Genomic DNA, 24353 nt, shown 5'->3' on the forward strand with positions numbered 1-24353 from the left:
TGCTGTGCTTGATGTCGTGCCTTGTTGCTCGTACCAGAAATGCGTTCCAGTCGTGCATATGACAGTCGTGCTCGAGGCTCGCGCGTCATCTTGATCGACGACAGGCCGAGCCTCTCTCTCACCATACGAGTTTTGGCGCCGAGATACATCAGTCTGGGTGCAAACGTTGCTTGTCCTGATGTATCTGCAACAGCTGCTCCAGCGCCAGATGCAGCCAGTCGAAAGTATCAAGGGGCCTCACGACCCGCGCTGGCGCGCCACTTTGTGCAGCGGTGGTGGGGCTGTCAGGCGGCGTGTGCTCACCCAGCAGCTCCGCCAGGCTCTCGATCTGGATGCCTTCGCGTAATGCGAATGTCTCAAGCTCGCCACTGGCCAGCCAGATCTCCTGAATTACCGTCGGCACTGCACTCATGGCACAGGCGTCGTCGAGAATCTCGCCGCGCTCGCGTTCTGCTGCAATGCGCGCGGCATGCGCCAGCAGTTGGGCGCTCAAGGCCGGAAAGCGCGCCTTTGCAATGCGGGCCGGCAGGCCGGACCAGGGGCAAGGGGCCAGGATCAGGGCGGGTAAGTCGGCGTTTTTACAGAAGCAGTGACTGCTGATATTGCGCCCAACAATGGCAGCTTGAGGTCGCTAGACCCTCCAGTGCGGCAGGCGTTTGCGCCAAGGGGACGCGAGGCGGGATTGCGCTGCCAAGTGGTTAATCTGGTGAGAAAAATCATCAATCGATGCAACCAGACGGCCACTTGGTGCGTACACAGCAGCACGTGCGCGCTGCCTTGCAGCGCCGGACCCTTCCCCCTGGAGAGAATTGACATGACGAAGTACGCCGATCGAATCCGCATTTCCCTGTTGCTGCTGCGCCTCGGGGTCTTCCTCGTGATCTTGATGTGGACACTCGACAAGTTCTTCCATCCCGGCCATGCCGCGGCCATCTTCGAGAAGTTCTACGCCATCGGCGGCCTGGGCGAGGGCATCGTCATCGCGATCGCCGTCGTCGAGATGGTGCTGTTGCTGATGTTCGTCGCGGGCGTGAAGAAGACGCTGACCTATGGCCTGGTGCTGTTGCTGCACGCCGGGTCTACCTTCTCTGCCTTCAAGCAGTATCTGGACCCGTTCGATCACCTGCTGTTCTTCGCTGCCTGGCCGATGCTGGCCGCCTGTGTCGCGCTGTTCATGCTGCGCGAGATCGACACCTGCTTCACCCTTGGTGGCAAGCAGGCGCGTCTTGAGGAAGAAGCGGCACGCTAAGTGGCCGTGGCCGAGCTGGCTGCAAGCTCGGCCCTTTTCCTTGATGAGATGACACACAAAAGCGCCGCTCGGGCCATGCCCGGGCGGCGCTTTTGTGTGGGGAGGTATCGCCATCGTGCGTCTTCGTGTGGCCTTTCTCGCTTGCGCCGGGGAGAGTGGGGCTCCAGCGTCATTATGTGTTGTTTCTTGTCATGTTTATCAAAAAGGTAATCAGTTAGCTTGTGTGAAGGTAGTAAAACCCATAATTGTGTCTTCTGTTCTCCATAGCCGGCATTACGTAATCATCTGATGACAAGGCCCACAGGCAGCACTGTGCTTGCTCAGGTCACGTCATGCCGTGCATTGCGGCAATGAAGCTGCAGGATTCACGTCAATGGTGTTTCCAAGGTGTTGCCAGCTCTGTGTCTCGGCGACCTGTGTCTTGCGCCGGGCTTGATGACCGGTTTCGTACGGGCTGTCAGTACGCCTGCAATGATCCGATTCGGGAGCTCCCGAGATCGAAAACGCCTGTGCGGCATAGACAGTATTTTTCTATCTGCAAGTCATTGATATTCATGACATCGATTCAGATTTAGTCTCTGGGCGAGCAGCGGCACCACTGATGAGAGCTGGCATTCCTCATATCCAGCATGAGGGCATCTCGGTATGCACCAATCCTGGTATGTCATTGGCATTGATAGTCGGAGGCAGATAACAAGAACGTCACGATGACTATTCCGTCATGAGTAGCGACGTCATTTGTGTGAATACGCTGCATGAATCAAGGCTCGGGAAACATCAGGCAATCTGATAGGCGTTTCCGTGTCATGGCATGCCAGCTGACAATTGGCCATTCTGTTTAATTAACGATAATTGATAAATGATATTTGGCGGGAATCGAATCCTGTCGTGACGAAAATCATGCTTGAGTTGAGTCACGTTCTAGCTGGCTCATACGGTGTGCTGAGAGATGATTCTGGCGGGCAAGGGAGGGCGTTGCTCCAAAAGGCTATCTCGCCTGGGGAGCCGGTATCAGGGGCTGGCATTCGTGGCAGGCGCTATCCGCAGCAGGCGTCGGTGGCCACGCTCTGCTATGCTCTGCGCCCGCGCGTAAGCCCGTTCGGCTCGTGCCTGTTCATCGATTGAAGGAATGTCCTCGTGACTGACGCCACCGCCACCCCTGCCTTTGCCTCTCTGGCGCTGGCGCCCGAGCTGCTCGACAACCTCGCCACGCTCGACTACCACACCATGACGCCGATTCAGGCGCAGAGCCTGCCGCCGATGCTGGAAGGCCGCGATGTCATCGCCCAGGGGCAGACCGGCTCCGGCAAGACTGCTGCCTTTGGCCTGGGCCTGCTGTCGCGCCTCAAGGTCTCGCGCTTCCGGGTGCAATCACTGGTGCTGTGCCCGACGCGTGAGCTGGCTGATCAGGTCGCCGGCGAGATCCGTCGTCTGGCGCGCGGTCTGCACAACGTCAAGGTGCTGACATTGTGTGGCGGTGCACCCTTCGGCCCCCAGCTGGGTTCGCTGGAACACGGCGCGCACATCATCGTCGGCACGCCGGGGCGCGTGGATGAGCACCTGCGCAAGGGCAGCCTCAGCCTTGAGGAGCTCAATACCCTGGTGCTGGATGAAGCCGACCGCATGCTCGACATGGGCTTCGCCGAGGTGCTGGATGCCATCGTCGCCGAGACCCCGGAGGAGCGTCAGACGCTGCTGTTCAGCGCGACCTTCGCCGATGGCGTGCGTCCGATCGCCGAGCGCATGCTGCGTGACCCGGTCAGCATCGAGGTGGCCTCCACCCACGATGACAGCAGCATCCGTCAGCTGTTCCACCGTGTCGCCGATGACGAGGCGCGCTTCGAGGCGCTGCGTATCCTGCTGCTCAAGTACCGTCCGGAATCCAGCGTGGTGTTCTGCAACACCAAGCGTCAGGCGCAGGAAGTCAGCGATGCCCTCAATGAGCACGGCTTCAGTGCCATGGCGCTGCACGGTGACCTCGAACAGCGCGAGCGTGACCAGACGCTGGTGATGTTCGCCAACAAGAGCACCTCGATTCTGGTGGCCACCGATGTCGCGGCGCGCGGGCTGGATATCGATGCGCTGGATGCGGTGTTTAACTACGAGATCGCGCGTGATCTCGACGCCCACGTGCACCGTGTCGGGCGTACCGGCCGCGCGGGCAGCTCCGGCATCGCCTGTACGCTTTACACCGAGAAGGAAGACTATCGCCTGACCAGGCTGGGTGAATTCCTCGAGCAGACCCTGGAAGCCGAGCCGCTGCCCTCGAAGAGCATGCTGACCCGCGAGCCCTTCCATGCGCGCATGGCGACGCTGCAGATCGATGGCGGCAAGAAGGACAAGCTGCGTCCCGGCGATATCCTCGGCGCGCTGACCGGTGACGGCGGCCTGGAAGGCAGCAAGATCGGCAAGATCAAGGTACTGGCGCGGACCACCTTCCTCGCCGTGGAGCGTGATGTCGCCAAGTCGGCACTCACCCAGCTGATGAATGGCAAGCTCAAGGGCCGCTCCTTCCGCGCGCGTCGTCTCAAGAGCTGAGGCGGGCAGCGTCGGCGACGTGTCTGACTGCTGGCGGCGAGATGCCTGAGAGGGGCTGAACCAGGCACTTCATCTGTCATGCGACCTTGATATCACCCCAGGCGATGCCCGCCACCACGGCGGGCATCGTGCTTTTTGAGCAGCAGATTGACGCTCGCAGCCGCTGCGGGCGGTGGCTACGCTTGAGGTAACGTCCCTGATCATCAGGGCGCTGATCCGGTACCTCGTGATGACTGCCAACGCCGTCGATAACCTTCGCATTCGTGAAGAGCGTCTCATTGATCATGAGCGCATCTACCGCATTCATGAATCCGTCTTTGCCGGCCATCGTGAAGCGCGCCTGGGTGACAGGTTGCGTCGAGGCAATCTGGCGCAGATCTCGCTGGTGGCCGAGCGTGTCACCGACCCGGAGACCGGCCGCCACCTCAGTGAAGGCGAGGGCGGTCTGCTGGGGCATGTGATGGTGTCGCGCGTGGAGCTTTCCGGCTACCCGGACCGCGTGCTGATGGCGTTGGCGCCGCTGGCGGTGCTGCCCCAGCATCAGCGTCACGGCATCGGCAAGCGACTGGTGATCTCGGCGGTCAAGCGCTGTCGACTGCTGGGGGCGGGGGCCGTGGTGGCGGCCGGTCATGCGGATTTCTATACCCACCTGGGCTTTCATCCGGCGTGTCATTACGGGCTCTACTGCCATCATGACGACGTGCCGGGTTCCTTCGTCGCCTTCGAGCTGCTGCCGGACTATCTGGAGGGGCTGGGCGGTGAAGTGCAGTTTCCCGATACCTTCTCTGAGCTGGGTATCTGATCAGCCCTGCGCGGTTGAGCTGAGCAGCCCTGAGCGATTGGTTTTGATCAGCCACAGGCAACTCGGCGTTGCGTGACCCTTGAAACGGCAAGGCTCCTGCTCCATGTCATGGGTAGCACCACGTGGCAGCCTGCGGGTGATGGCAGCTGTCGCGTCATTCCGACCGATGATTCAAGGAGAGACATCATGAAGCTCAAGACTCTGGGTAGTTCGCTGATGATTGCCATGCTCGGTCTCGGTGGCCTGTCGCTCGCCGGTTGCGAGGACGAAGGCCCGATGGAGAAGGCCGGTGAGAAGATGGACAACGCCGTCGAGGAAGCCGGTGATAGCGTCGAGAACGCCACCGATAGCTGAGGCTCGGCTGTCAGCGCCGCGATGAGTCGCCGCTGACCTGAGCTGTCATCAGACACAAGAAGGCCCCGCCTCCCAGAGGCGGGGCCTTCTTGTGTCTGGCTCGGGGAGAAGGAAGTCCGCTTATGCAGAGACGGGCTGCTGCTCGCTCTGCTGCTTGCGGTCCGCGATGGCGGCGTCGTAGGCGCGGCTTTCCTCGGCTTCGGTGGCGGCGCTGAAGCGCACCAGCAGCGCGAACAGCGAGATCACGATCACGCCCATGCCCAGATACATCAGGCCTTCCTGGTAGGTCAGCTCCTCACTGCGGAACAGGAAGCCCGCGGCGACCGCGCCTGCGTTGCCGCCTGCACCGACGATACCGGCGACCGCGCCGAGCGCCTTGCGATTGACGAAGGGCACGATACCGAAGGTCGCGCCCTCCGCCATCTGCACGAAGAGGCTGAAGACAAGCATGATGCCGATGGCCACCGCGAGGGTTTCCATCTGCGCGAAGCCGACCAGCGCGACGCCTTCACACAGCAGCGCGATGAACAGCCAGCGCACGCGGCCCTTGAGGCCAGACTGGCGGGCGAACAGATCGGAGAAGACGCCGCCCAGGGTGCGGGCGAACAGGTTCATCAGGCCGAACAGGCCGGCGATGAGACCGGCGGTGGCGAGATCGAGATCGAAGTGGTCGAAGAAGTAGATGGCGGCGACGTTGTGGATGGTCAGCTCGACCCCGAAGCAGGCGCCGTATACGAGGAACAGGGCCCAGACGCGGATGTCGCGTGCCGCCGCACCGAAGGTGGCGCGCATGCTGTATTCCTTCTCGGCCTTGGGCAGCTCACCACGCTCACGCAGCTCGCTGAAGTTGCCGTCCGGCGCATCCTGGGTGAAGAAGTAGTAGGCGATACCGGTGAGGAACAGCACGATGCCCGGCACGACCATCGCCAGACGCCAGCCCAGGGTCTGCTCGACGCCCAGCATCAGCAGGCCGGCCATCACCAGCGGCATCAGCATCTGGGTGGTGCCGCCGCCCAGGTTGCCCCAGCCTGCGGTGGTGGCGTTGGCGGTGCCGACCACGTTGGGGCCGAACATCACGGAAGTATGGTACTGGGTGATGACGAAGGAAGCGCCGATGGCACCGATGGCCAGACGGGCCAGGAAGAAGGATTCGAAGCTGTCGGCGAAACCGATGCACATCACCGGCAGCGAGCCGAGGCACAAGAGCCAAGTATAGGCCTTGCGTGGCCCGATGCGGTCACACAGCACGCCGATGGCGAGACGCACGATCACCGTGATGGCGACGGAGGCGATGATGGTGTTGCCGATCTGGGTCTTGGTCAGGCCGAGGTCGTCACGCACCACGGCCATCAGCGGCGCGATGCCGAACCAGCCGAAGAAGCAGACGTGGAAGGCGAACCATGACATGTGGAAGGCGCGCATTTGCGGGGTGTTGAAGCTGAACAGCCGGATGCGGCTGGCCTTGTTGCGGATATCCATGAGTGGGCTCCTGATTCAGCGTCGGTGCCGGGCACGAAGTCAGGTGTGCTCGGCGAGTGGTCGAACGGCTGTGAATGAACGACAGCAAGGGCGCCTCGTCATTGAGGGGCCTGGTTCGACGCACTCGTACTCCGAAGAGCCTGGTCCACGTCATGGATAGCGATGGCAGCAGTCGGTGATGCCATGGTTGCCGGCAGCAGAGTGTCCGTGCGGCAAGTGACAGGAACAAAGCAAGTAGCGCGCCAGTTGTGGGGGTGTGAGAGGGACAAGTCCCAGAAGATCAATGGCTTGGCAAGGACAGTAGGGTGGCACGTGCAGGCGGTGTCCCGGGCTGGATGCGCGCTGGCGGTGCGTCAGCAAGGCGCGAGGTACCAGACTGGCGCACGCGAATGGCGCTGGGAGGGTCGGCAAGGCGCGTGCCTCATTGCAGTGCAGCGGCGCTTTCGACTCGGCCGCTCTGAAGGCCTTTGGCCGCAAGGTTGCACCAGATTGCGGCACGGATCCTGCTTGGGTGTATTGCAAGATTCATGCCCGACCCAAGGAAACCTGACATGCCCGTGACCGTGCTGATCGTCGATGTCCGCAGTGAGCGCTCCGCCGCGCTGGAGCAGGCGCTGTTGAGCGCCGGCTTCGAGGTGGCGCTGCGCGTTGACGAGCACGAGGACCTGCACGCGCTGGTCGAGCAGCATCAGCCCGATGCGGTGATCATCGACGCCGACCTGCCCAGCCGCGACACCCTGGAGCATCTCGGCCAGCTGGGGCGACGCTATCCCAAGCCGATGATCATGCTGGCCAGTGAAGATGCGCCGGACCTCGTGCGTGAGGCGGCCGGCGCCGGTGTCTCGGCCTATGTGGTGGACCACGTCATGCCAGCGATGGTGCGCAGCATGGTCGAGGTCGCCATCACCAGCTTCGAGGCGCACCGTGCACTCAAGGGGGAGCTCAACCGTACCCAGACCACATTGGTGCAGCGGCGCAGCGTCGATCGCGCCAAGGCCGTGGTGATGGAGACGCGCGGGCTCAGTGAAGATGCCGCCTATCAATATCTGCGCAAGACCGCCATGAACCGGCGCCTGGCCCTGCATGAGCTGGCCGATGAGCTGCTCAAGGCCGCGCGTCGGCGTTGAGCCGGTCGCCGTACTGTCCTTCTCTCTCGATCGTTCAAGAGGTGTGCGTGATGCCCACAGATGTACCCCTGAATGGCCATCAGCTGACGCTGGGCCTGATGCCACTCAATGATGCCGCGCCCTTCGTGGTCGCTGAGCAGTTGGGGCTTTTCCGCGAGGAAGGGCTGGCGGTGACACTCAAGTGGCAACCCTCGTGGGCGGCGTTGCGTGATGATCTGCAGACCGGCGTGCTGCAGGGCGCGCAGATGCTGGCGCTGATGCCGCTGACCTCGACCCTGGGCCTGGATGGCCGCGCCACACCGGTGATCAGTGCCATGACGCTCAATCTGGGCGGCAACTCCATCACCCTGTCGCGCGCGCTGATGGCCAGCCTCGGTGAGGATGGCCACGACCTCGCCAGCCCGTTGCAGGTCGCGAAGGCGCTGGCGGCGCATGTGCGCGAGCGCAAGCAGCGCGGCGAGCCGCTGCTCAAGTTGGCCAGCGTGCACCCGTTCTCCTCGCACCGGTATCTTTTGCGCTATTGGCTGGCGGCCGGCGGTATCAACCCGGACCGCGACGTCGAGATGCGCGCCGTGGCACCGCCGCTGATGGCGGCGCAACTGGCCAGCGGTGCGCTGGATGGCTTCTGTGTCGGTGAGCCTTGGAACAGCCTGGCGGCGGCGCAGGGCATGGGGCAGGTAGTGGCGGGCAGTCATGATATCTGGCGCTTCGGGCAGGAAAAGGTGCTGGGCGTGCGCGAGGACTGGGCGGAGCAGCATCCGCTGGCGCATCAGGCGCTAATTCGCGCGCTGCTCAAGGCCTGCGCCTGGCTGGACCGCCCCGGCAATCGGGCCAGGGCGGCCGAGTGGCTGCATGATGAGGGCATGCCGGAGGTGCCGATGAGTGTGGTGACGCGCGGACTGGAAGACGTGGATGTCGAGCAGTCGGTGGAGGAGTTTCAGCAGCAAAATCCCGGCTGGACCATCTTCCATCGCTACGCGGCCAACTTCCCGTGGCGTTCCCAGACACGCTGGTACATTGCCCAGATGCAGCGCTGGGGCCATCTGCAGGGCTTCAGTGACGAGGATCTCGAGGCGACGCTGGCGCGGTGCGTCCGGCCGGACCTCTACCGAACGGCGGCTCGCAAGCTGGGCATGGTGGTGCCGGTGGTGGATGAGCGCAGCGAAGGCACGCATCCGTCGCCCTGGTGGCTGAGCGGCGAGGCGGGCCAGGTGCCGATGCCGGCGGATGGCTTCATCGATGGTGCGGTCTTCGAGTGATGTCGCAGGCGCGGTGCTTGCCGATCCGCGCTGGCGCGGGATTGCACAGCACTTGCAGAGTCGCCATCTCCCTTGCCGGATGGCAGGGGGAACCTGACGGCTCAGACATGTTGGCAGTGCGGTTGTGATATTCTCATCGCACTGCCAGCACCGCGTCAGGGGATCGCATGACCACTCGCAAGTCTCAGATTCGCAAGGATAATGTCGGCCGCATCCTGCTCGCCGCCGAAAAGATCTTCGCTCTCAAGGGCTATGTCGGCGCCAGCATGGTCGATATTGCCGCCGAGGTAGAGCTGCCCAAGTCCAATCTGCATTATTACTTCAGCACCAAGGAAGCGCTGTATCGCGCGGTGCTCGATGGCCTGCTGGCGCTGTGGAAGGAAGATGCGCTGTGCTTCGAGGCCTACGACGACCCGCAGCTGGTGCTCTCCACCTACATTCGCGCCAAGATGATGCACTCGCGCCAGCGCCCCTATGGCTCCAAGGTGTGGGCCAGCGAGATCATGCAGGGCGCGCCGGTGCTGGGCGAGGAGCTGACGGTGTGGCTCGACGAGTGGGCCGAGATGAAGAAGTCACGTCTGCGTCAGTGGATCGGCGAGGGCCGCATCGACAACGTCGATGCCTCCGCCTATCTGTACATGATCTGGGCCAGCACTCAGCACTACGCCGACTTCGATCATCAGATCGCGGTGCTCAATCAGGGCAAGGCGCTGAGTGATCGCGAATTTGAGCAGGCGGTGCAGAATGTCACGCGAGTGCTGCTGAAGGGCGTCGGGCTGTCCGCCTGAGTCACCAGGTGATCTTGCCTGATGGTTGTCTTCAGGCTAACGAAGGGTGTCGCTGACAGGTCATGAAGCCAACAGGAAAGGGGCTGCCATTGCTGGCGGTCCCTTTTTTGATTCTCATCCATTGCTGGCTGTTCACCGCCGCCGCATATTTCCCCAGCGTCTTCCTGACCACGCCGCCCCAGCCGGCCTCGAAGGCGCGTACCACGTTGTAGGCCCTGTCGGTGAGTGGGGCGTTGGCCAGCCAGAAGGGGGTGGGTGCACGGATGTCCGCGCCGGTCACTTCCGAGTGTCTGGGCACTGCCAGGGCGTTCAGTTCGCCGCTCTGATGCAGCATCTTGATGAATTCGGTGGCCGCCATCAGGGCGCTGATGAAAATTGTCAGTGCAATGACAGACGAGCTGCCGATTGGCAGCCCGTCTGTCGTTCGTCGGCTCATCAACTTATTCGCTCATCAATTCGGCAGCTCATCCGCGGCGGCGCGTCATGCGTCAAGGCCGGGGATGCCGCCCTCGAAGCGCTCGACCATGAAGTCGACGAACTGGCGCACCTTGGGCGAGAGGTGGCGGTGGCGGGGATAGACGATCCACACCCCGGTATCGCGCACCTGGTACTCATCCAGCACCGAGATCAGCTTGCCGCTGGCCAGATAGGGCGCGACGTAATAGTCGGGAATCTGAGCAAGGCCAAGGCCCTTGAGCGTGGCGTCCAACAGTGCCGGGCCAGAGTTGGCCTGCCAGCTGCCGGTGATGCGCACCTCACGGCGCTGGCCCTCGACCTCGAACAGCCATTCGCGCTTGGAGCCGGCCAGACAGCGGTGGCTGGAGAGCTCGGCCAGCGTGTGCGGGCGCGGCGCCTGCTGGAAGTAGTCATGCGAGGCGACGACGAATTCGCGGCGATCCACCAGCCGCCTTGCGATCAGCGAGGAATCCTTGAGCACGCCCATGCGGATGGCGACGTCGAAGCCCTCGTCGATCAGTTCCACCGGACGGTTGGTGAAGTGCATCTGCACTTCCAGTTGCGGGTGCAGCAGCTGGAAGTCGTTGACCAGCGGTGCGACGTAGCGCTCGCCGAAGGTGGTGGCGCTGGTCAGCTTGAGGACGCCACTGGGGCGGGCATGGAAGTCGCCGATGGCCTGTTCGGCGGCGCGGAAGCCATCGAAGAGATGTTGGCAGTGCTCGAAATATACCTGTCCGGCATCGGTGAGACGCGTCTGCCGGGTGGTGCGGTAGAGCAATTGGGTATCGAGCTGGGCTTCCAGCTGGCTGATCAGACGACTGACATGTGAGCTGGACACCCCGAGATGACGGGCGGCACCGGAAAATGAGCCGATTCTGACGACTTCCACGAAGGCTTCGATACGGTCCCAGCGCTGCATGCTGGCTCCTCTTTCATTGTTGTTGAGTGGCAATAATCATCTGAGTGCCGACGGCTTAATCCCACCCGCATGACTGCGTAGACTGTGTTCCATGCCAAGCCCGCAAGGATGATCCGCAAGGACGAGCCCAGTGCCTGTCGCGTGGGGAGTCCCTCGGGCGACTCATCTATGCAACCTGTCAGGTGCTGCTACCTTTCAGGGTGGCCTCCGTGGTGATCATCACCACACCAGGGGCATGAGATTGGCAGCCAGTTTACCGCTATTGATGCTCACTAGGAGAGATTCATGAAATCACGTGCTGCGATTGCGCTGGAAGCCGGCAAGCCGCTGGAACTGGTCGAGATCGATGTCGAAGGGCCGAAGGCCGGTGAGGTGCTGGTACGCATCGTCAATACCGCCGTCTGTCACACCGATGCGTTCACCCTGTCCGGCGCAGACCCGGAAGGCCTGTTCCCGTCCGTGCTGGGCCACGAAGGCGCCGGTATCGTCGAGGAAGTGGGCGAAGGCGTGACTGGCCTGGTGCCGGGCGACCACGTCATTCCGCTCTACACCGCCGAATGCGGCAAGTGCAAGTTCTGCCTCTCCGGCAAGACCAACCTGTGCAGCGCCGTGCGTGCCACCCAGGGTCGCGGCCTGATGCCGGACGGCACCTCGCGCTTCTCCCTCGATGGCAAGATGCTGCACCACTACATGGGCACCTCTACCTTCTCCGAATACACCGTGGTGCCGGAAGTCTCGCTGGCCAAGGTGTCCAAGGAAGCGCCGCTGGACAAGATCTGCCTGCTGGGCTGTGGCGTCACCACCGGTATCGGCGCGGTGATGAACACCGCCAAGGTCGAGCCGGGCTCTACCGTCGCCATCTTCGGCCTCGGTGCCATCGGTCTGGCCGCCATCCAGGGTGCGGTGATGGCCAAGGCGTCGCGCATCATCGCCATCGACATCAATGAAGACAAGTTCGACCTGGCCCGCAAGTTCGGCGCCACCGACTTCGTCAACCCGAGCAAGCTGTCCGTGCCGGTCCAGGAAGCCATCGTCGACATGACCGACGGCGGCGTCGACTACTCCTTCGAGTGCATCGGCAACGTCAATGTCATGCGTGCCGCGCTCGAATGCGCGCACAAGGGCTGGGGCGAATCCATCATCATCGGCGTCGCCGGTGCCGGTGAAGAGATCGCCACCCGTCCGTTCCAGCTGGTGACCGGGCGCGTCTGGAAAGGCTCCGCCTTCGGTGGCGTCAAGGGCCGTACCGAACTGCCGGGTTACGTCGAGCGTTACATGAGCGGCGCGATCAACCTGGACGACTTCATCACTCACCAGATGCCGTTCGAGAAGATCAACGAGTCCTTCGATCTGCTGCATGAAGGCAAGTCGATCCGTACCGTGCTGAGCTTCTGATCCGGGGCTGAGCTGCCGCCGGGCAACGCGCGAAAGCGTGTTGCCCGGTGAGATCTGGAACGCGAAACGGCGTCGGCTTGCCGACGCCGTTTTCATGACGCGATACCACAAGGGAGAGCATGATGACCGCGACCGAACAACTCGAGCTGGTCAGCGCCAACAAGGTGCATGGCGGCTGGCTCAAGCGTTACCGTCACCGCAGCGGCAGCCTGGATTGCGACATGGTGTTCGCCATCTATCTGCCGCCCCAGGCCGAACAGGGCCCGGTGCCGATGCTGTGGTGGCTGTCGGGGCTGACCTGCACCGACGAGAACTTCATGCAGAAGGCCGGCGCGCAGAAGAAGGCGGCGGAGCTGGGCATCGCCCTGATCTGCCCGGACACCAGTCCGCGCGGCGTCAATCTGGACGGCGAAGACGACAGCTACGACTTCGGCAGTGGCGCAGGCTTCTACGTCAATGCCACCCGCGAGCCGTGGGCGCGTCATTACCGCATGTATGACTACGTCACCGAGGAGCTGCCGGCGCTCGTCAAGCGGCACTTCCCGGTGGACGGCGAGCGTGAGTCGATCTCCGGTCACTCCATGGGCGGCCACGGCGCCCTGATCTGCGCGCTGAAGAATCCGGGCCGCTATCGTTCGGTCTCGGCCTTCGCGCCGATCGTCAATCCGATGGCCTGCCCGTGGGGCGAGAAAGCCTTCAGCGGCTATCTCGGCGATGACCGCACCCAGTGGGCGCAGTGGGACACCTGCGAGCTGGTCAAGCAGGCGAGCAAGAGCGGCGCCGCGCGTCAGGAACTGTTCGTCGAGCAGGGCGAGAGTGATCAGTTCCTCGAGGAGCAGCTCAAGCCGGAGCGCCTGGAGGCGGTCTGCGCCGAGCTGGATCACCCGCTGGTCCTGCGTCGTCAGCCCGGCTACGACCACAGCTACTTCTTCATGGCCAGCTTCATCGATGAGCATCTTGCCTACCATGCGAAGCACCTGCTTTGAGGTGTGAGTGTGGTAGCCGGTAGAAATGAAAGGCATGCGAAACACCTGCTTTGAGGTGAGCCTCAGGCGTTGAGGTATGACAGTGCCAATCGCAGCTGATCGCTCGACGAGCAGAGACACTGCGTGAAAGACAGAAACGACAGTCCCGCTATCGATTGATGGATAGCGGGACTGTCGTTTTTTCGTCATGAGAAGCAGAGTTTTTCAGAACCTTCAGGCATGAAGGCCCGTTCTGGTGGGGTTTGCTTATGCTGCGTCAGCAGTAGCCAACTCAGGCGTTATTCTGTGCCGTATGGCAACGATGATTTGCTGCACAGCGGCGATAAAGTCACTGCGCCAGGCAGGCGCGATGGTTTACTGTCGAGAGGTGGACAACGCACGACGTCCAGGCAGTGAATCACGACATCCCTGACGCTATCGGAATTGCAGAGGTCGCTTATTGACCTCCCCCTGATGGGGCCGATCGCCGATGTCGTCGCTGCTGGAGCCGACCCCTCAGGGTTTGCTCCCTGCTGAGACCCAATAACGATAATACTGCGGACCCCCGCCGGCCTCATCAGGCCACGGGAGAGGGCACTACGAGGCCCCGGTCTGCCACTCAAGCAGATATAGAGAAGGACTCCCCTCATGGCATTGACCAGTGGCCGTTTCGCCCGCCCGTACGAAGCTCACTCATCCGCTGCAGGAATGGCCGGCGAGACGCGCCAGCCACAGACCATCGGCTTCCTGCTGCTCGACAGCTTCACGCTCATCTCGCTGGCCTCGGCGGTGGAACCGCTGCGCATGGCCAATCAGCTGGCCGGACGCGAGCTGTACCGCTGGTATACCGTGACGCTGGAAGGCGCCCCCGTGCGCGCCAGCGATGGCCTGCAGGTCACACCCGATACCTCCACCGAGGCCTGCCCGCCGCTGGATATCGTCATCGTGTGCGGTGGCGTCGGCATCCAGCGCTCCGTGCATCGTCCGCATGTCAGCTGGCTGCAGGCGCAGGCGCGTGCCGGTCGCAAGCTGGGTGCCGTCTGCACCGGCAGCTGGGCGCTGGCCCAGGCAGGGCTGCTCGAAGGCCATGAGACCAGCATCCACTGGGAGTGTCTGGCCGCGATGCAGGAAGCCTTCCCGCGCGTGCCGTTGACCACACGACTGTTCTCCATCGATCAGGACCGCGCCACGGCCTCCGGCGGTACCGCGCCGATGGACATGATGCTGACCATGATCGGTCGCGAGCATGGCCGCGAGCTGGCGGCGGGCATCTCCGAGATGTTCATCTGCGATCGCGTACGTGGCGAGCAGGACCAGCAGCGCGTGCCGCTCAAGCATGTGCTGGGCACCACCCAGCCCAAGCTTCTGGAAATCGTCGCGCTGATGGAGGCCAATCTGGAAGAGCCCATCGGCCTGGACGAGCTGGCGCACTATGTCGATGTCTCGCGCCGTCAGCTGGAGCGGCTGTTCCAGCGCTATCTGCACTGCTCGCCGTCGCGCTACTACCTCAAGCTGCGCCTGACCCGCGCGCGTCAGCTGCTCAAGCAGACGGCGCTGTCGATCATCGAGGTGGCCTCGGCCTGTGGCTTCGTGTCCACGCCGCACTTCTCCAAGTGCTACCGCGAGTACTTCGGCATGCCGCCGCGTGACGAGCGCATCGGTGGCGAGCGCAGTGTCAGCGTGCTGGAGGTGCCGTGTCGCGCCGATGGCGATCACCAGCTGACCGGTGTCGCCAGTCTGGAAGGGCTGCTGCACCAGTCGATCGGCCAGAGCATGGTCGGCAATGCGCCCCTGCAACCGGCCAGCGAGTCCCCCGTCTCCTCGGCGATTCTGGCACTGGCCAATGCGCGCGGTGAGCCGACCTACGCCAGCGTGCGTCTGCAGGGCTGACGCCGCCGACTGACACCAGCTTCCCGCAACGTCCAACGCCTCTGCCGCTCCGGCAGGGGCGTTGTCGTTTTCACAGGAGCCACCGGCACGCTCTGGTACACTCGAAGGCACCAGAAAGCAGTAGCTGACACGACAATGGCTCGGCGGCGAGCCACGACACGCACGACAGGGGACGGCAAGGGATGGCACGAGGACAGCAACGCAGGCAGGAAGGCACGGAGCGTGTGGCGGGTGCTCGGCGCGGGGCGACACGCCGTCCGGCGCTGCGTGCCGGCATGCGCCCGATGGAGCGCCTGCGCTGGCTGGCGGTGTGGGCATTCAAGGTCGTCGCTTGCTGGATGGTGGCCTGCATCGGCCTGGTGGTATTGCTGCGCTTCGTGCCGCTGCCGGTGTCGATGGTGATGCTGGAGAAGTGGGGCTATGGCCTGGTCACCGGCGAGCCGATGGCGCTGCAGCATGACTGGGTGCCGATGGAGCAGATTTCCAACAATGCCCGTCTGGCGGTGATCGCCTCGGAAGACCAGAAATTCCCCGATCACTACGGCTTCGATGTCGATCAGATCGTCAAGGCCATCGATGCGCGGCTGGCCGGTGAGCGTCTGCGCGGCGCCAGTACCATCAGCCAGCAGACCGCCAAGAATGTCTTCCTGTGGAACGGGCGCAGCTGGGTGCGCAAGGGGCTGGAGGTCTGGTTCACCATCCTGATCGAGATGATCTGGCCCAAGGAGCGCATTCTCGAGGTCTATCTGAATGTCGCCGAATGGGGGCCGGGGGTCTTCGGCGTCGAGGCCGCGGCCGAGCATCACTTCAATACCGATGCCGCCAGCCTTTCCGCCTACCAGGCCAGCCTGCTGGCGGCGGTATTGCCCAACCCGATCCGCTTCAATGCCGGCAAGCCCTCGGCCTATATCCAGCGCCGCGCCAGTTGGACGCGCCGTCAGATGAACAATCTCGGCATGGGCTACTTGAAGCGTCTGGAACAGCCGCGTGGCTGGCTGAGCTGGGACCTGCTGCCTTCGCTCAAGGAGCTGTCCCCCGCGCATTGACCGGCCTGACGGTACACCATCGGCTGTCCCACGACGCCCCGGCTCTCTCGAGTCGGGGCGTCGTCGTTTCAGAAACGACAGCCCTGACGCGATTCGATAGCCACGGGTCGCATCTGGCGTCAGAGGGGAAAGAGGGCAGGACTATGCTGGCACAGCCTGCTGGAGATCGTGTTCCGGCAGGCCCTGTCCGCCGGGTACGGGCAGTGACCTGACTTTTAGAGCCGCCTGCCCAGCGCCGGAGCGACATGATGTCCGAATTCTCCTCCTCCTTCGGTGGGTCCGATGCGGCCCGCGCCCTGCACGATGACAGCATCGTCATCGATGGTCTGGTGATCGCCAAGTGGCAGCGCGAGCTGTTCGAGGACATGCGCAAGGGCGGTCTGACCGCTGCCAACTGCACTGTCTCGGTCTGGGAAGGCTTCCAGGCGACCGTCAACAACATCGTCAAGAGCAACCAGCTGATCGCCGAGAGCAGCGATCTGGTCTGCGTGGCGCGCACGGCCGCCGACATCCGCGCCGCCAAGGCCGCCGGCAAGACCGGCATCATCTACGGCTTCCAGAATGCCAACGCCTATGAAGACCAGATCGGCTATGTCGATGTCTTCAAGCAGCTCGGCGTGGGCATCGTGCAGATGTGCTACAACACCCAGAATCTGGTCGGCACCGGCTGCTACGAGCGCGACGGCGGCCTGTCCGGCTTCGGCCGCGAGATGGTCGCCGAGATGAACCGCGTCGGCGTGATGTGTGATCTCTCCCACGTCGGCTCGAAGACCTCCGAGGAAGTCATCCTCGAGTCCAAGGTACCTGTCTGCTATTCCCACTGCGCGCCGGCCGGTCTCAAGGACCACCCGCGCAACAAGTCCGATGCCGAGCTGCGCTTCATCGCTGAACACGGCGGCTTCGTCGGCGTCACCATGTTCACCCCCTTCCTCAAGGCCGGCGTCAACGCCACCGTCGACGACTACGTCGAGGCCATCGAATACGTGATGAACCTGGTCGGCGAGGATGCCATCGGCATCGGCACCGACTTCACCCAGGGTCACGGCCAGGACTTCTTCGAGTGGCTGACCCACGACAAGGGCTACGCCCGTCGTCTCACCAACTTCGGCAAGATCGTCAATCCGGAAGGCATCCGCACCATCGGCGAGTTCCCCAATCTGACCGAGGCGCTGCTGCGTCGCGGCATGAGCGAGCATCAGGTACGCAAGATCATGGGCGAGAACTGGCTGCGCACGCTGGAAAATGTCTGGGGCGGCTGAGTCTGGCTGCCCGTGCCCTTTATTGATCGTACTTTCTTGACCGCACTTTCCTGATCTCTCTTTTCTGAGCTCTCTTATGCAATTCCCTCAAGCCCCTTTTGGAGGACACCGACATGAGCAAGATGGCCCCTGAACTGCCGATCGAAGTGGATAGCGAGACTGGCGTCTGGACGTCCGATGCGCTGCCGATGCTGTACGTGCCGCGCCACTTCTTCATCAACAACCATGTCGCGGTGGAAGAGGCGCTGGGCGTGGAGAAATACGCCGAGATTCTCTATCACGCCGGCTACAAGAGCGCCTGGCACTGGTGCGAGAAGGAAGCCGAGCTGCATGGCCTGGTCGGCGTGGAAGTCTTCGAGCACTACATGAAGCGTCTGTCGCAGCGCGGCTGGGGTCTGTTCATCACCGAGGAGATCGATCTGGAGCGCGGTACCTGCAAGGTGCGCCTGGAACACTCCTGCTTCGTCTATCAGCAGGGCAAGACCGGCACAAAGCTTGAATACATGTTCACCGGCTGGTTCGCCGGCGCGATGGACCAGATTCTGGCCGCGCGTGGCAGCGAGCTGCGCACCGACGCCGTCCAGACCCAGAGCGGGGGTGAGGAAGGCTGTGACGTGGGGTATTTCGAGGTCGCTCCCGGAACAGTGTGACGTTTTCGGATCCGCCACTCTCTATTCCATGGTTCGGGCCCAGACCCGGCCCAGGCAACAGGCAACAGGCAACAGGCAACAGGCAACAGGCAACAGCACAAGCCGGCCGCCCGATCATCTCTCTGTCACGACACTCATCACCCACAACAACGACAACGCAACGCCTGAGCGCCGACTCTCCTGACATGCAAGACACCTGACGCCAACCCCGTCGCCACGACTCGTGGCGGCGGGCAGGCCAGGCCAGCGTGACGAGGCGGCGCTCTCCCCGGCGAGGAGCTCTCACCATGGCATTCGACGCACTCTTCCAGCCGATCGAGATCGGCAAGCTGACCATCCGCAACCGCGTCGTCAGTACCGCCCACGCCGAGGTGTATGCCACCGATGGCGGCATGACCACCGAGCGCTACGTGCGCTACTACGAAGAGAAGGCCAAGGGCGGGTGTGGCCTGTGCATCTGTGGTGGCTCCTCGGTGGTCTCCATCGACAGCCCGCAGGGCTGGTGGAGCTCCGTCAATCTGTCGACCGACCGCATCATTCCGCATTTCCAGAATCTGGCCGATGCCGTGCACAAGCATGGCGGCAAGATCATGATCCAGATTACCCACATGGGCCGTCGCTCGCGCTGGGACGGCTTCGACTGGACCTCACTGATGTCACCGTCCGGCATCCGCGAGCCGGTCCATCGCTCCACCTGCAAGACCATCGAGGTGGAGGAGATCCAGCGCATCATCGCTGATTTCGCCCAGGCGGCGCGGCGTGCCAAGGAAGGCGGCCTGGACGGCGTCGAGCTGTCCGCCGTGCACCAGCACCTGATCGACCAGTTCTGGAGCCCGCGCGTCAACAAGCGCACCGATGAGTGGGGCGGCAGCTTCGAGGGCCGCATGAAGTTCGGCCTCGAAGTGCTCAAGGCGGTGCGTGCCGAAGTCGGCGACGACTTCGTGGTCGGCATGCGCATCTGTGGCGATGAATTCCATCCCGATGGCCTGTCCCACGACGACATGAAGCAGATCGCGGCCTATTACGACGCCACCGGTCTGCTCGACTTCTTCGGCGTGATCGGCTCCGGCTGTGATACCCACAACAGCCTCGCCAACGTCATTCCCAACATGTCCTACCCGCCGGAACCCTTCCTGCACCTGGCGTCCGGCATCAAGGAAGTCGTCTCGATTCCGGTGATCCACGCCCAGAACATCAAGGACCCCAACCAGGCCGAGCGTATCCTGGAAGGCGGCTATGTCGACATGGTCGGCATGACCCGCGCCCACATCGCCGACCCGCACATCATTGCCAAGATCAAGATGGGCCAGCTCGACCAGATCAAGCAGTGCGTCGGCGCCAACTACTGCATCGACCGCCAGTATCAGGGCCTCGACGTGCTGTGCATCCAGAATGCCGCCACCTCGCGCGAATACATGGGCCTGCCGCACCAGATCGAGAAGACCAGCGGCCCGGTGCGCAAGGTCGTCATCGTCGGCGGCGGTCCGGCCGGCATGGAGGCGGCCCGCGTATGCGCCGAACGCGGCCACGACGTGACGCTGTTCGAGGCCCGTGACGAGCTGGGCGGTCAGATCACCATCGCCGCCAAGGCGCCGCAGCGTGATCAGATCGCCGGCATCACGCGCTGGTATCAGCTGGAACTGGCACGCCTGAAGGTCGACCTGCGCCTGGGTACCCGAGCCGATGAGGCCACCATCCGTGACCTGCGCGGCGATGTGGTGATCCTCGCGGTGGGCGGTCGTCCGTTCATGGACCAGTTCGCGTCCTGGGGCTACGACGAAGACCCGGCCAAGAGCCTGATCGTCTCTTCATGGGACGTGCTGGACGGGCGCGTCGCGCCGGGCAGCAACGTGCTGATCTACGACAGCATCTGCGAGTTCTCCGGGGTCTCGGTGGCCGACTATCTGGCCGACAAGGGCGCCAGGGTCGAGATCGTCACCGACGACATCAAGCCGGGTGCGGCGGTCGGCGGCACCACCTTCCCGACCTACTACCGCAGCCTGTATGCCAAGGAAGTCGTGATGACCTCCGACATGGTGCTGCATGAGGTCTACCGCGAAGGCGAGGGCCTGGTAGCGGTGCTCGAGAACGAATACACCGGCACGCTGGAAGAGCGCGTCGTCGATCAGATCGTGGTCGAGAACGGCGTACGCCCGGATGAGGCGCTCTATTACGCCTTCAAGGACGGCTCGCTCAACAAGGGCCAGATCGACGTCGAGTCGCTCTACGCCATCAAGCCGCAGCCGTGCCTGAGCCAGGCCACCGAGGGCAATGATTACCTGCTGTTCCGCCTCGGTGACTGCAACGCACCGCGCAACACCCACGCCGCCATCTATGACGCCCTGCGTCTGTGCAAGGACTTCTGATGACGTGATCTGCCGAGCCGGCCGCGCCTATGCCGCCGGCTTGGCAGTCGTCCGGTCGACAGCGGGCTTGAAGAAAGAGGGTGAGCAGCATGAATGACACGATCTTGTCGGTATTGATCTTCACCGCGCTGGCGCTGGCTGCCCTCGGTGCGGTCAAGCGCATCGGCCTGTGGCGCCAGGGGCGGGCGGACGCCACGTCCATGAGCATGGGAGAGCTGATCGCGAGCCTTGCCAAGGTACCGCGCCGCTACGGGGTGGACCTGCACCACGTGGTCGCGCGGGACCGCTACATGGCCAACACCCATGTCGCCACCGGGGGTGGCTTCGTGGCCGCGGCGCTGCTGATGGTGGTGGTCTACGGCTTCGGCATCGACTCCGCCTGGCTGGGCGTCTTGCTGCTGCTGGCCAGTGGCGCGATGTTCGGTGGCGCGCTGTTCGTGCGTCGTCGTCGCCTCGACCCGCCGGCGCGCCTGTCGCGTGGTCCGTGGATGCGTCTGCCCAAGAGTCTGCTGGTGTTCTCCGCCAGCCTGTTCGTGATGAGTCTGTCACTGGTGCTTCCGGAAGGCGTCGGCGGCATGATCTCCGGCGGTATCCTCGGGCTGGTGCTGGTAGCGGGCATCGCCTGGGGATTGCTCGAGATGATCGTCGGCATGACCGGCGGCGGCTCGCGCATCACCGGGCCGATGAAGCATGCCTTCGCCGGTGCGCTGCATCTGGCCTTCCATCGGCGTCCGGCACGTTTCAGCACCCGTGACAGTGCGGGCATCCGCGACAGCGCGCTGCTGCCGCTGGACCTGACCAACCCTGAGGCACCGCTGGGTGTCGGCAAGCCGTCCGATTTTAACTGGCGTCAACTGCTGGGCTTCGATGCCTGCGTGCAATGCGGGCGCTGTGAAGCGGTGTGCCCGGCGTTCGCGGCCGGTCAGCCGCTCAATCCCAAGAAGCTGATCCAGGACATGGTGGTCGGCATGGCCGGTGGCAGCGATGCCGCCTACGCCGGTTCGCCTTATCCGGGCGATGAGCCCAGGCGCGCGCCCGGCCAGCATGGCGGCGGCCCGCAGCAGGCCATCGTCGGGGCCTCTCCGCATGCTCGCCCGGCAGCTCAGGCAGCCTCATCCGGGCCGATCCAGATCAAGGCGGCACCGGGTGCAGTGGGTGAGGCGACAGATGGCGACAAGCTGATCCACGAGTTCAAGGTACTGGTCGAGCCGGAAACCCTGTGGGCCTGCACCACCTGTCGCGCCTGCGTCGAGGAGTGCCCGATGATGATCGAGCACGTCGATGCCATCGTCGACATGCGCCGTCACATGACGCTGGAGCAGGGCGCGACGCCGGGCAAGGGCGTAGAGGTGCTCGACAACCTGATCGCCACCGACAACCCGGGCGGCTTCGCGCTCGAAGCGCGCCTGCATTGGGCGGCGGACCTCGACCTGCCGCGCATCGCCGAGCTGCAGGCCGCCCGCGAGGCAGCGCGTGATCCGCGTCCTGTGGAAGCGCTGCTGTGGCTGGGCGATGGCGCCTTCGACATGCGCAACCAGCGCACGCTGCGCGCCTTCGTGCAGGTGCTGCGCGCCGCCAGGGTCGATTTCGCCATCCTCGGTGCGGAAGAACGTGACAGTGGTGATGTGGCGCGCCGTCTGGGGGATGAGGCGACCTTCCAGTCGCTGGCCACTCGCAATATCGCCACCCTGTCGAAGTATCGCTTCGCGCGCATCATCACCTGCGATCCGCACAGCTTCCATGTGCTGGGACGTGAATACGCCGCCTTCGGTGGCGACTACCTCGTCAACCACCACACCAGCTACATGAACGAGCTGCTGGCGGCCGGTCGCCTGAGCCTCGATGCCACCAGACTGGCGACGCTCGGCGCGGTCACCTGGCACGACCCCTGCTATCTGGGTCGCTACAACGGTGAATTCGAGGCGCCGCGCAGCTTGTTGGCGGCGCTGGGACTGGAAGTGCGCGAGATGCAGCGCTCCGGCTTCCGCTCACGCTGTTGCGGCGGCGGTGGCGGCGCGCCGGTGACGGACATCCCCGGCAAGCAGCGTATCCCCGACATGCGCATGGGCGATGTGCGCGAGACCGGCGCCGAGGTCGTGGCGGTCGGCTGCCCGCAGTGCACCGCGATGCTGGAAGGCGTGGTGGCACCGGCCGGTGAAGCCGAACCCCAGGTGCTGGATCTGGCGGAACTGATGGCGCGGGCGCTGGTAACGGATGCGTCCACGCAGGGCTCGTCCACACAGGGCTCGTCCACACAGGGCTTGGCGGCGTCGACCACGCAGCCCACTGACGCGGAGGTGGCGGCATGACGATTTCCCCGGATCTTCACGCATCAGAGCAGCCACAAGCAACCGAGCGCCCACCGGTATCCCATCGAGAGGCGTTGCCACGCCGTGACCCGCGTCTGGAACAGCAGGCACGCAATCGCCTGCACCCGCAGCATCTCATCGCGCTGCAGGCGCTGGGCCGCGGCGCGGCAGCCCCTCAGGAACGCTGGATGGGCCCGCAGGGCGTAATGCGTCGCGACCCGCATGTCGGCCACTTCATCGCCGCCAATGGTCGCAAACGCATCGACCGCAGTGGCCGCTCCGGGCCTGCCGCGGCGGGTGCTGGCCAGCCCGCGGCCGTGGCCAAGGCGCGCGTGCTGCCGCTGGTCGAGATCGCATCACCCGCCTTCCTGATCGCGGTGGTGCCGGACATGACCGGTGGGCGACTCTCGAGTCAGGACCGCGATGTGCTGGGGCTGGCGCGTCAGATCGCTGATGCCGACCCCGCCCATCAGGGCGCGGTGCTGGCCGTCACCTTCGGCACCTTGCGTGAGGATGGTGACGCCGCCGACAGTGTCGGGCTCGGCGCGGCGGGTGCCGATCGCTGGCTGCACTTCGCCGATACCCTCCACGATGGTTATGCGCCGCTGGCCCAGCTGGCGGAGCTTGAGGCCATCGATGGCAAGCTGGCACCACGGCTGTGGTTGCTGCCGGAATCCCGCACTGGCGGCGGCGAACGCGGCCGACGTCTCGGCGCGCGCCTGCTGTGCCAGGGCGATGCGCTGGCGCGGCCCAGCGGCAATGCCTATCAGCTCGACGGCGAGCTTGCCGCCATCGGGCGTGGCGAGCTTGCCGAGGTGAACGTCACCGGGCGCAGCGGCAATGGTCAGCAGGACCTGACCCGCCCGCTGACCCGTATCGTGCTGTGCGAGGCGGAATGCGCCGAGCCGGTGGAAGATGTGCGCCACGCCGCGCTGCCGCTCGAGTGGGAGGCGGCCAGCACCGCGCACGCCGTGCCAGACGTGATCGAAGACCTTGGCCCGGTCGCCGTCGACCCCTCCGCGATCGCGTTGGGCGAGGCTGAATTCATTCTCTCGGCGGGCAACGGTATCCGCGATTGGGATGGCTTCCACCGCGCCGCCAGCCTGCTGGGTGCCACCGAAGGCGCCTCGCGGGTGGCGGTGGATGACGGCTTCATGCCGCGTGCCCGCCAGGTCGGTGCCACCGGTACCTGGGTGACGGCGCGGGTCTATGTCGCGGTGGGCATCTCGGGGGCCATCCAGCATCTGCAGGGCATCCAGCGCTGCGACAAGGTGGTGGCCATCAACACCGATGGCGGCTGTGACATGGTCAAGCGTGCCGATCTTTCGGTGATCGGTGACGCCGGGGCGATTCTCGCCAGTCTCTGTCAGCAGCTCGAGGCCGAACGCAGTGCCGGCGGTGATACCTCGGCGGCGGGTCAGGTGCCTGCCGCGGCCTCGGCGTCATCCAGTACGTCATCCGCCACGCTTGCCGCCGACGCGGCCTGAACTCGCGCCTGCGAC

18 protein-coding genes and 1 pseudogene are annotated in these 24353 nt (G+C 64.1%); 15 read left to right on the forward strand and 4 right to left on the reverse strand.

What is annotated here, in order from left to right:
- Positions 1-148 precede the first annotated feature (148 nt).
- The gene (locus FLM52_02145; protein ID NVN54606.1) at positions 149-493 is read right to left on the reverse strand and encodes a hypothetical protein; all 345 of its coding nucleotides are present in this window, start codon (positions 491-493) and stop codon (positions 149-151) included.
- 321 nt (positions 494-814) lie between these two features.
- Between FLM52_02145 and FLM52_02150 the strand changes: the two genes are divergently transcribed.
- From FLM52_02150 to FLM52_02160, 3 genes are all read left to right on the forward strand, one after another.
- The gene (locus tag FLM52_02150) at positions 815-1249 is read left to right on the forward strand and encodes a hypothetical protein (GenBank protein ID NVN54607.1); all 435 of its coding nucleotides are present in this window, start codon (positions 815-817) and stop codon (positions 1247-1249) included.
- A gap of 1137 nt (positions 1250-2386) precedes the next feature.
- Positions 2387-3787, forward strand: a complete 1401-nt coding sequence (gene dbpA, locus FLM52_02155) for an ATP-dependent RNA helicase DbpA (GenBank protein ID NVN54608.1) — start codon at positions 2387-2389, stop codon at positions 3785-3787.
- A 229-nt stretch (positions 3788-4016) separates the two neighbouring features.
- Entirely contained in the window at positions 4017-4589 is a 573-nt protein-coding gene (locus FLM52_02160) for an N-acetyltransferase (GenBank protein NVN54609.1), read from the forward strand.
- A gap of 474 nt (positions 4590-5063) precedes the next feature.
- Here the strand turns inward: FLM52_02160 and FLM52_02165 are convergent, their stop codons facing one another.
- Positions 5064-6422: a NarK family nitrate/nitrite MFS transporter gene (locus tag FLM52_02165; GenBank protein NVN54610.1), complete on the reverse strand. Its 1359-nt coding sequence runs from the start codon at positions 6420-6422 to the stop codon at positions 5064-5066.
- 551 nt (positions 6423-6973) lie between these two features.
- On the opposite strand from FLM52_02165, the gene FLM52_02170 reads away from it, so the two are divergent.
- From FLM52_02170 to FLM52_02180, 3 genes are all read left to right on the forward strand, one after another.
- Positions 6974-7549 (forward strand): ANTAR domain-containing protein, encoded by a 576-nt coding sequence (locus tag FLM52_02170; protein ID NVN54611.1) that lies wholly within the window; start codon positions 6974-6976, stop codon positions 7547-7549.
- Between the two features lie 50 nt (positions 7550-7599).
- Positions 7600-8808: an ABC transporter substrate-binding protein gene (locus FLM52_02175; protein ID NVN54612.1), complete on the forward strand. Its 1209-nt coding sequence runs from the start codon at positions 7600-7602 to the stop codon at positions 8806-8808.
- Between the two features lie 167 nt (positions 8809-8975).
- On the forward strand, positions 8976-9596 hold the full coding sequence (locus FLM52_02180; protein ID NVN54613.1) for a TetR family transcriptional regulator: 621 nt from the start codon (positions 8976-8978) through the stop codon (positions 9594-9596).
- Positions 9597-9726: 130 nt separating this feature from the next.
- Here the strand turns inward: FLM52_02180 and FLM52_02185 are convergent.
- Positions 9727-9876 (reverse strand): annotated as a pseudogene (locus tag FLM52_02185) (NAD-dependent dihydropyrimidine dehydrogenase subunit PreA).
- Positions 9877-10077: 201 nt separating this feature from the next.
- A complete protein-coding gene (locus FLM52_02190; protein ID NVN54614.1) occupies positions 10078-10971 on the reverse strand; it encodes a LysR family transcriptional regulator in 894 nt (297 codons plus the stop codon).
- A 285-nt stretch (positions 10972-11256) separates the two neighbouring features.
- Between FLM52_02190 and FLM52_02195 the strand changes: the two genes are divergently transcribed.
- The 9 genes from FLM52_02195 (at position 11257) to FLM52_02235 (ending at position 24338) form a co-directional block, all read left to right on the forward strand.
- The gene (locus FLM52_02195; GenBank protein NVN54615.1) at positions 11257-12366 is read left to right on the forward strand and encodes an S-(hydroxymethyl)glutathione dehydrogenase/class III alcohol dehydrogenase; all 1110 of its coding nucleotides are present in this window, start codon (positions 11257-11259) and stop codon (positions 12364-12366) included.
- 122 nt (positions 12367-12488) lie between these two features.
- The gene (fghA, locus tag FLM52_02200; protein ID NVN54616.1) at positions 12489-13352 is read left to right on the forward strand and encodes an S-formylglutathione hydrolase; all 864 of its coding nucleotides are present in this window, start codon (positions 12489-12491) and stop codon (positions 13350-13352) included.
- Between the two features lie 687 nt (positions 13353-14039).
- A complete protein-coding gene (locus FLM52_02205) occupies positions 14040-15221 on the forward strand; it encodes a GlxA family transcriptional regulator (GenBank protein NVN54617.1) in 1182 nt (393 codons plus the stop codon).
- A 275-nt stretch (positions 15222-15496) separates the two neighbouring features.
- On the forward strand, positions 15497-16267 hold the full coding sequence (gene mtgA, locus FLM52_02210) for a monofunctional biosynthetic peptidoglycan transglycosylase (GenBank protein ID NVN54618.1): 771 nt from the start codon (positions 15497-15499) through the stop codon (positions 16265-16267).
- A 248-nt stretch (positions 16268-16515) separates the two neighbouring features.
- Complete coding sequence (locus FLM52_02215; GenBank protein NVN54619.1) at positions 16516-17526, forward strand: membrane dipeptidase; 1011 nt, start codon at positions 16516-16518, stop codon at positions 17524-17526.
- 113 nt (positions 17527-17639) lie between these two features.
- Positions 17640-18176: a hydrocarbon binding protein gene (locus FLM52_02220; GenBank protein ID NVN54620.1), complete on the forward strand. Its 537-nt coding sequence runs from the start codon at positions 17640-17642 to the stop codon at positions 18174-18176.
- Between the two features lie 287 nt (positions 18177-18463).
- Positions 18464-20542 (forward strand): dimethylglycine demethylation protein DgcA, encoded by a 2079-nt coding sequence (dgcA, locus tag FLM52_02225; protein ID NVN54621.1) that lies wholly within the window; start codon positions 18464-18466, stop codon positions 20540-20542.
- Between the two features lie 89 nt (positions 20543-20631).
- On the forward strand, positions 20632-22851 hold the full coding sequence (locus FLM52_02230; protein ID NVN54622.1) for a DUF3483 domain-containing protein: 2220 nt from the start codon (positions 20632-20634) through the stop codon (positions 22849-22851).
- Positions 22848-24338 (forward strand): electron transfer flavoprotein subunit alpha/FixB family protein, encoded by a 1491-nt coding sequence (locus FLM52_02235; protein ID NVN54623.1) that lies wholly within the window; start codon positions 22848-22850, stop codon positions 24336-24338. Before FLM52_02230 ends, FLM52_02235 begins: the two co-directional genes overlap by 4 nt.
- The last annotated feature ends 15 nt before the right edge of the window (positions 24339-24353 follow it).

It is taken from the genome of bacterium Scap17 (assembly GCA_013376735.1).
Classification (GTDB): domain Bacteria; phylum Pseudomonadota; class Gammaproteobacteria; order Pseudomonadales; family Halomonadaceae; genus Cobetia.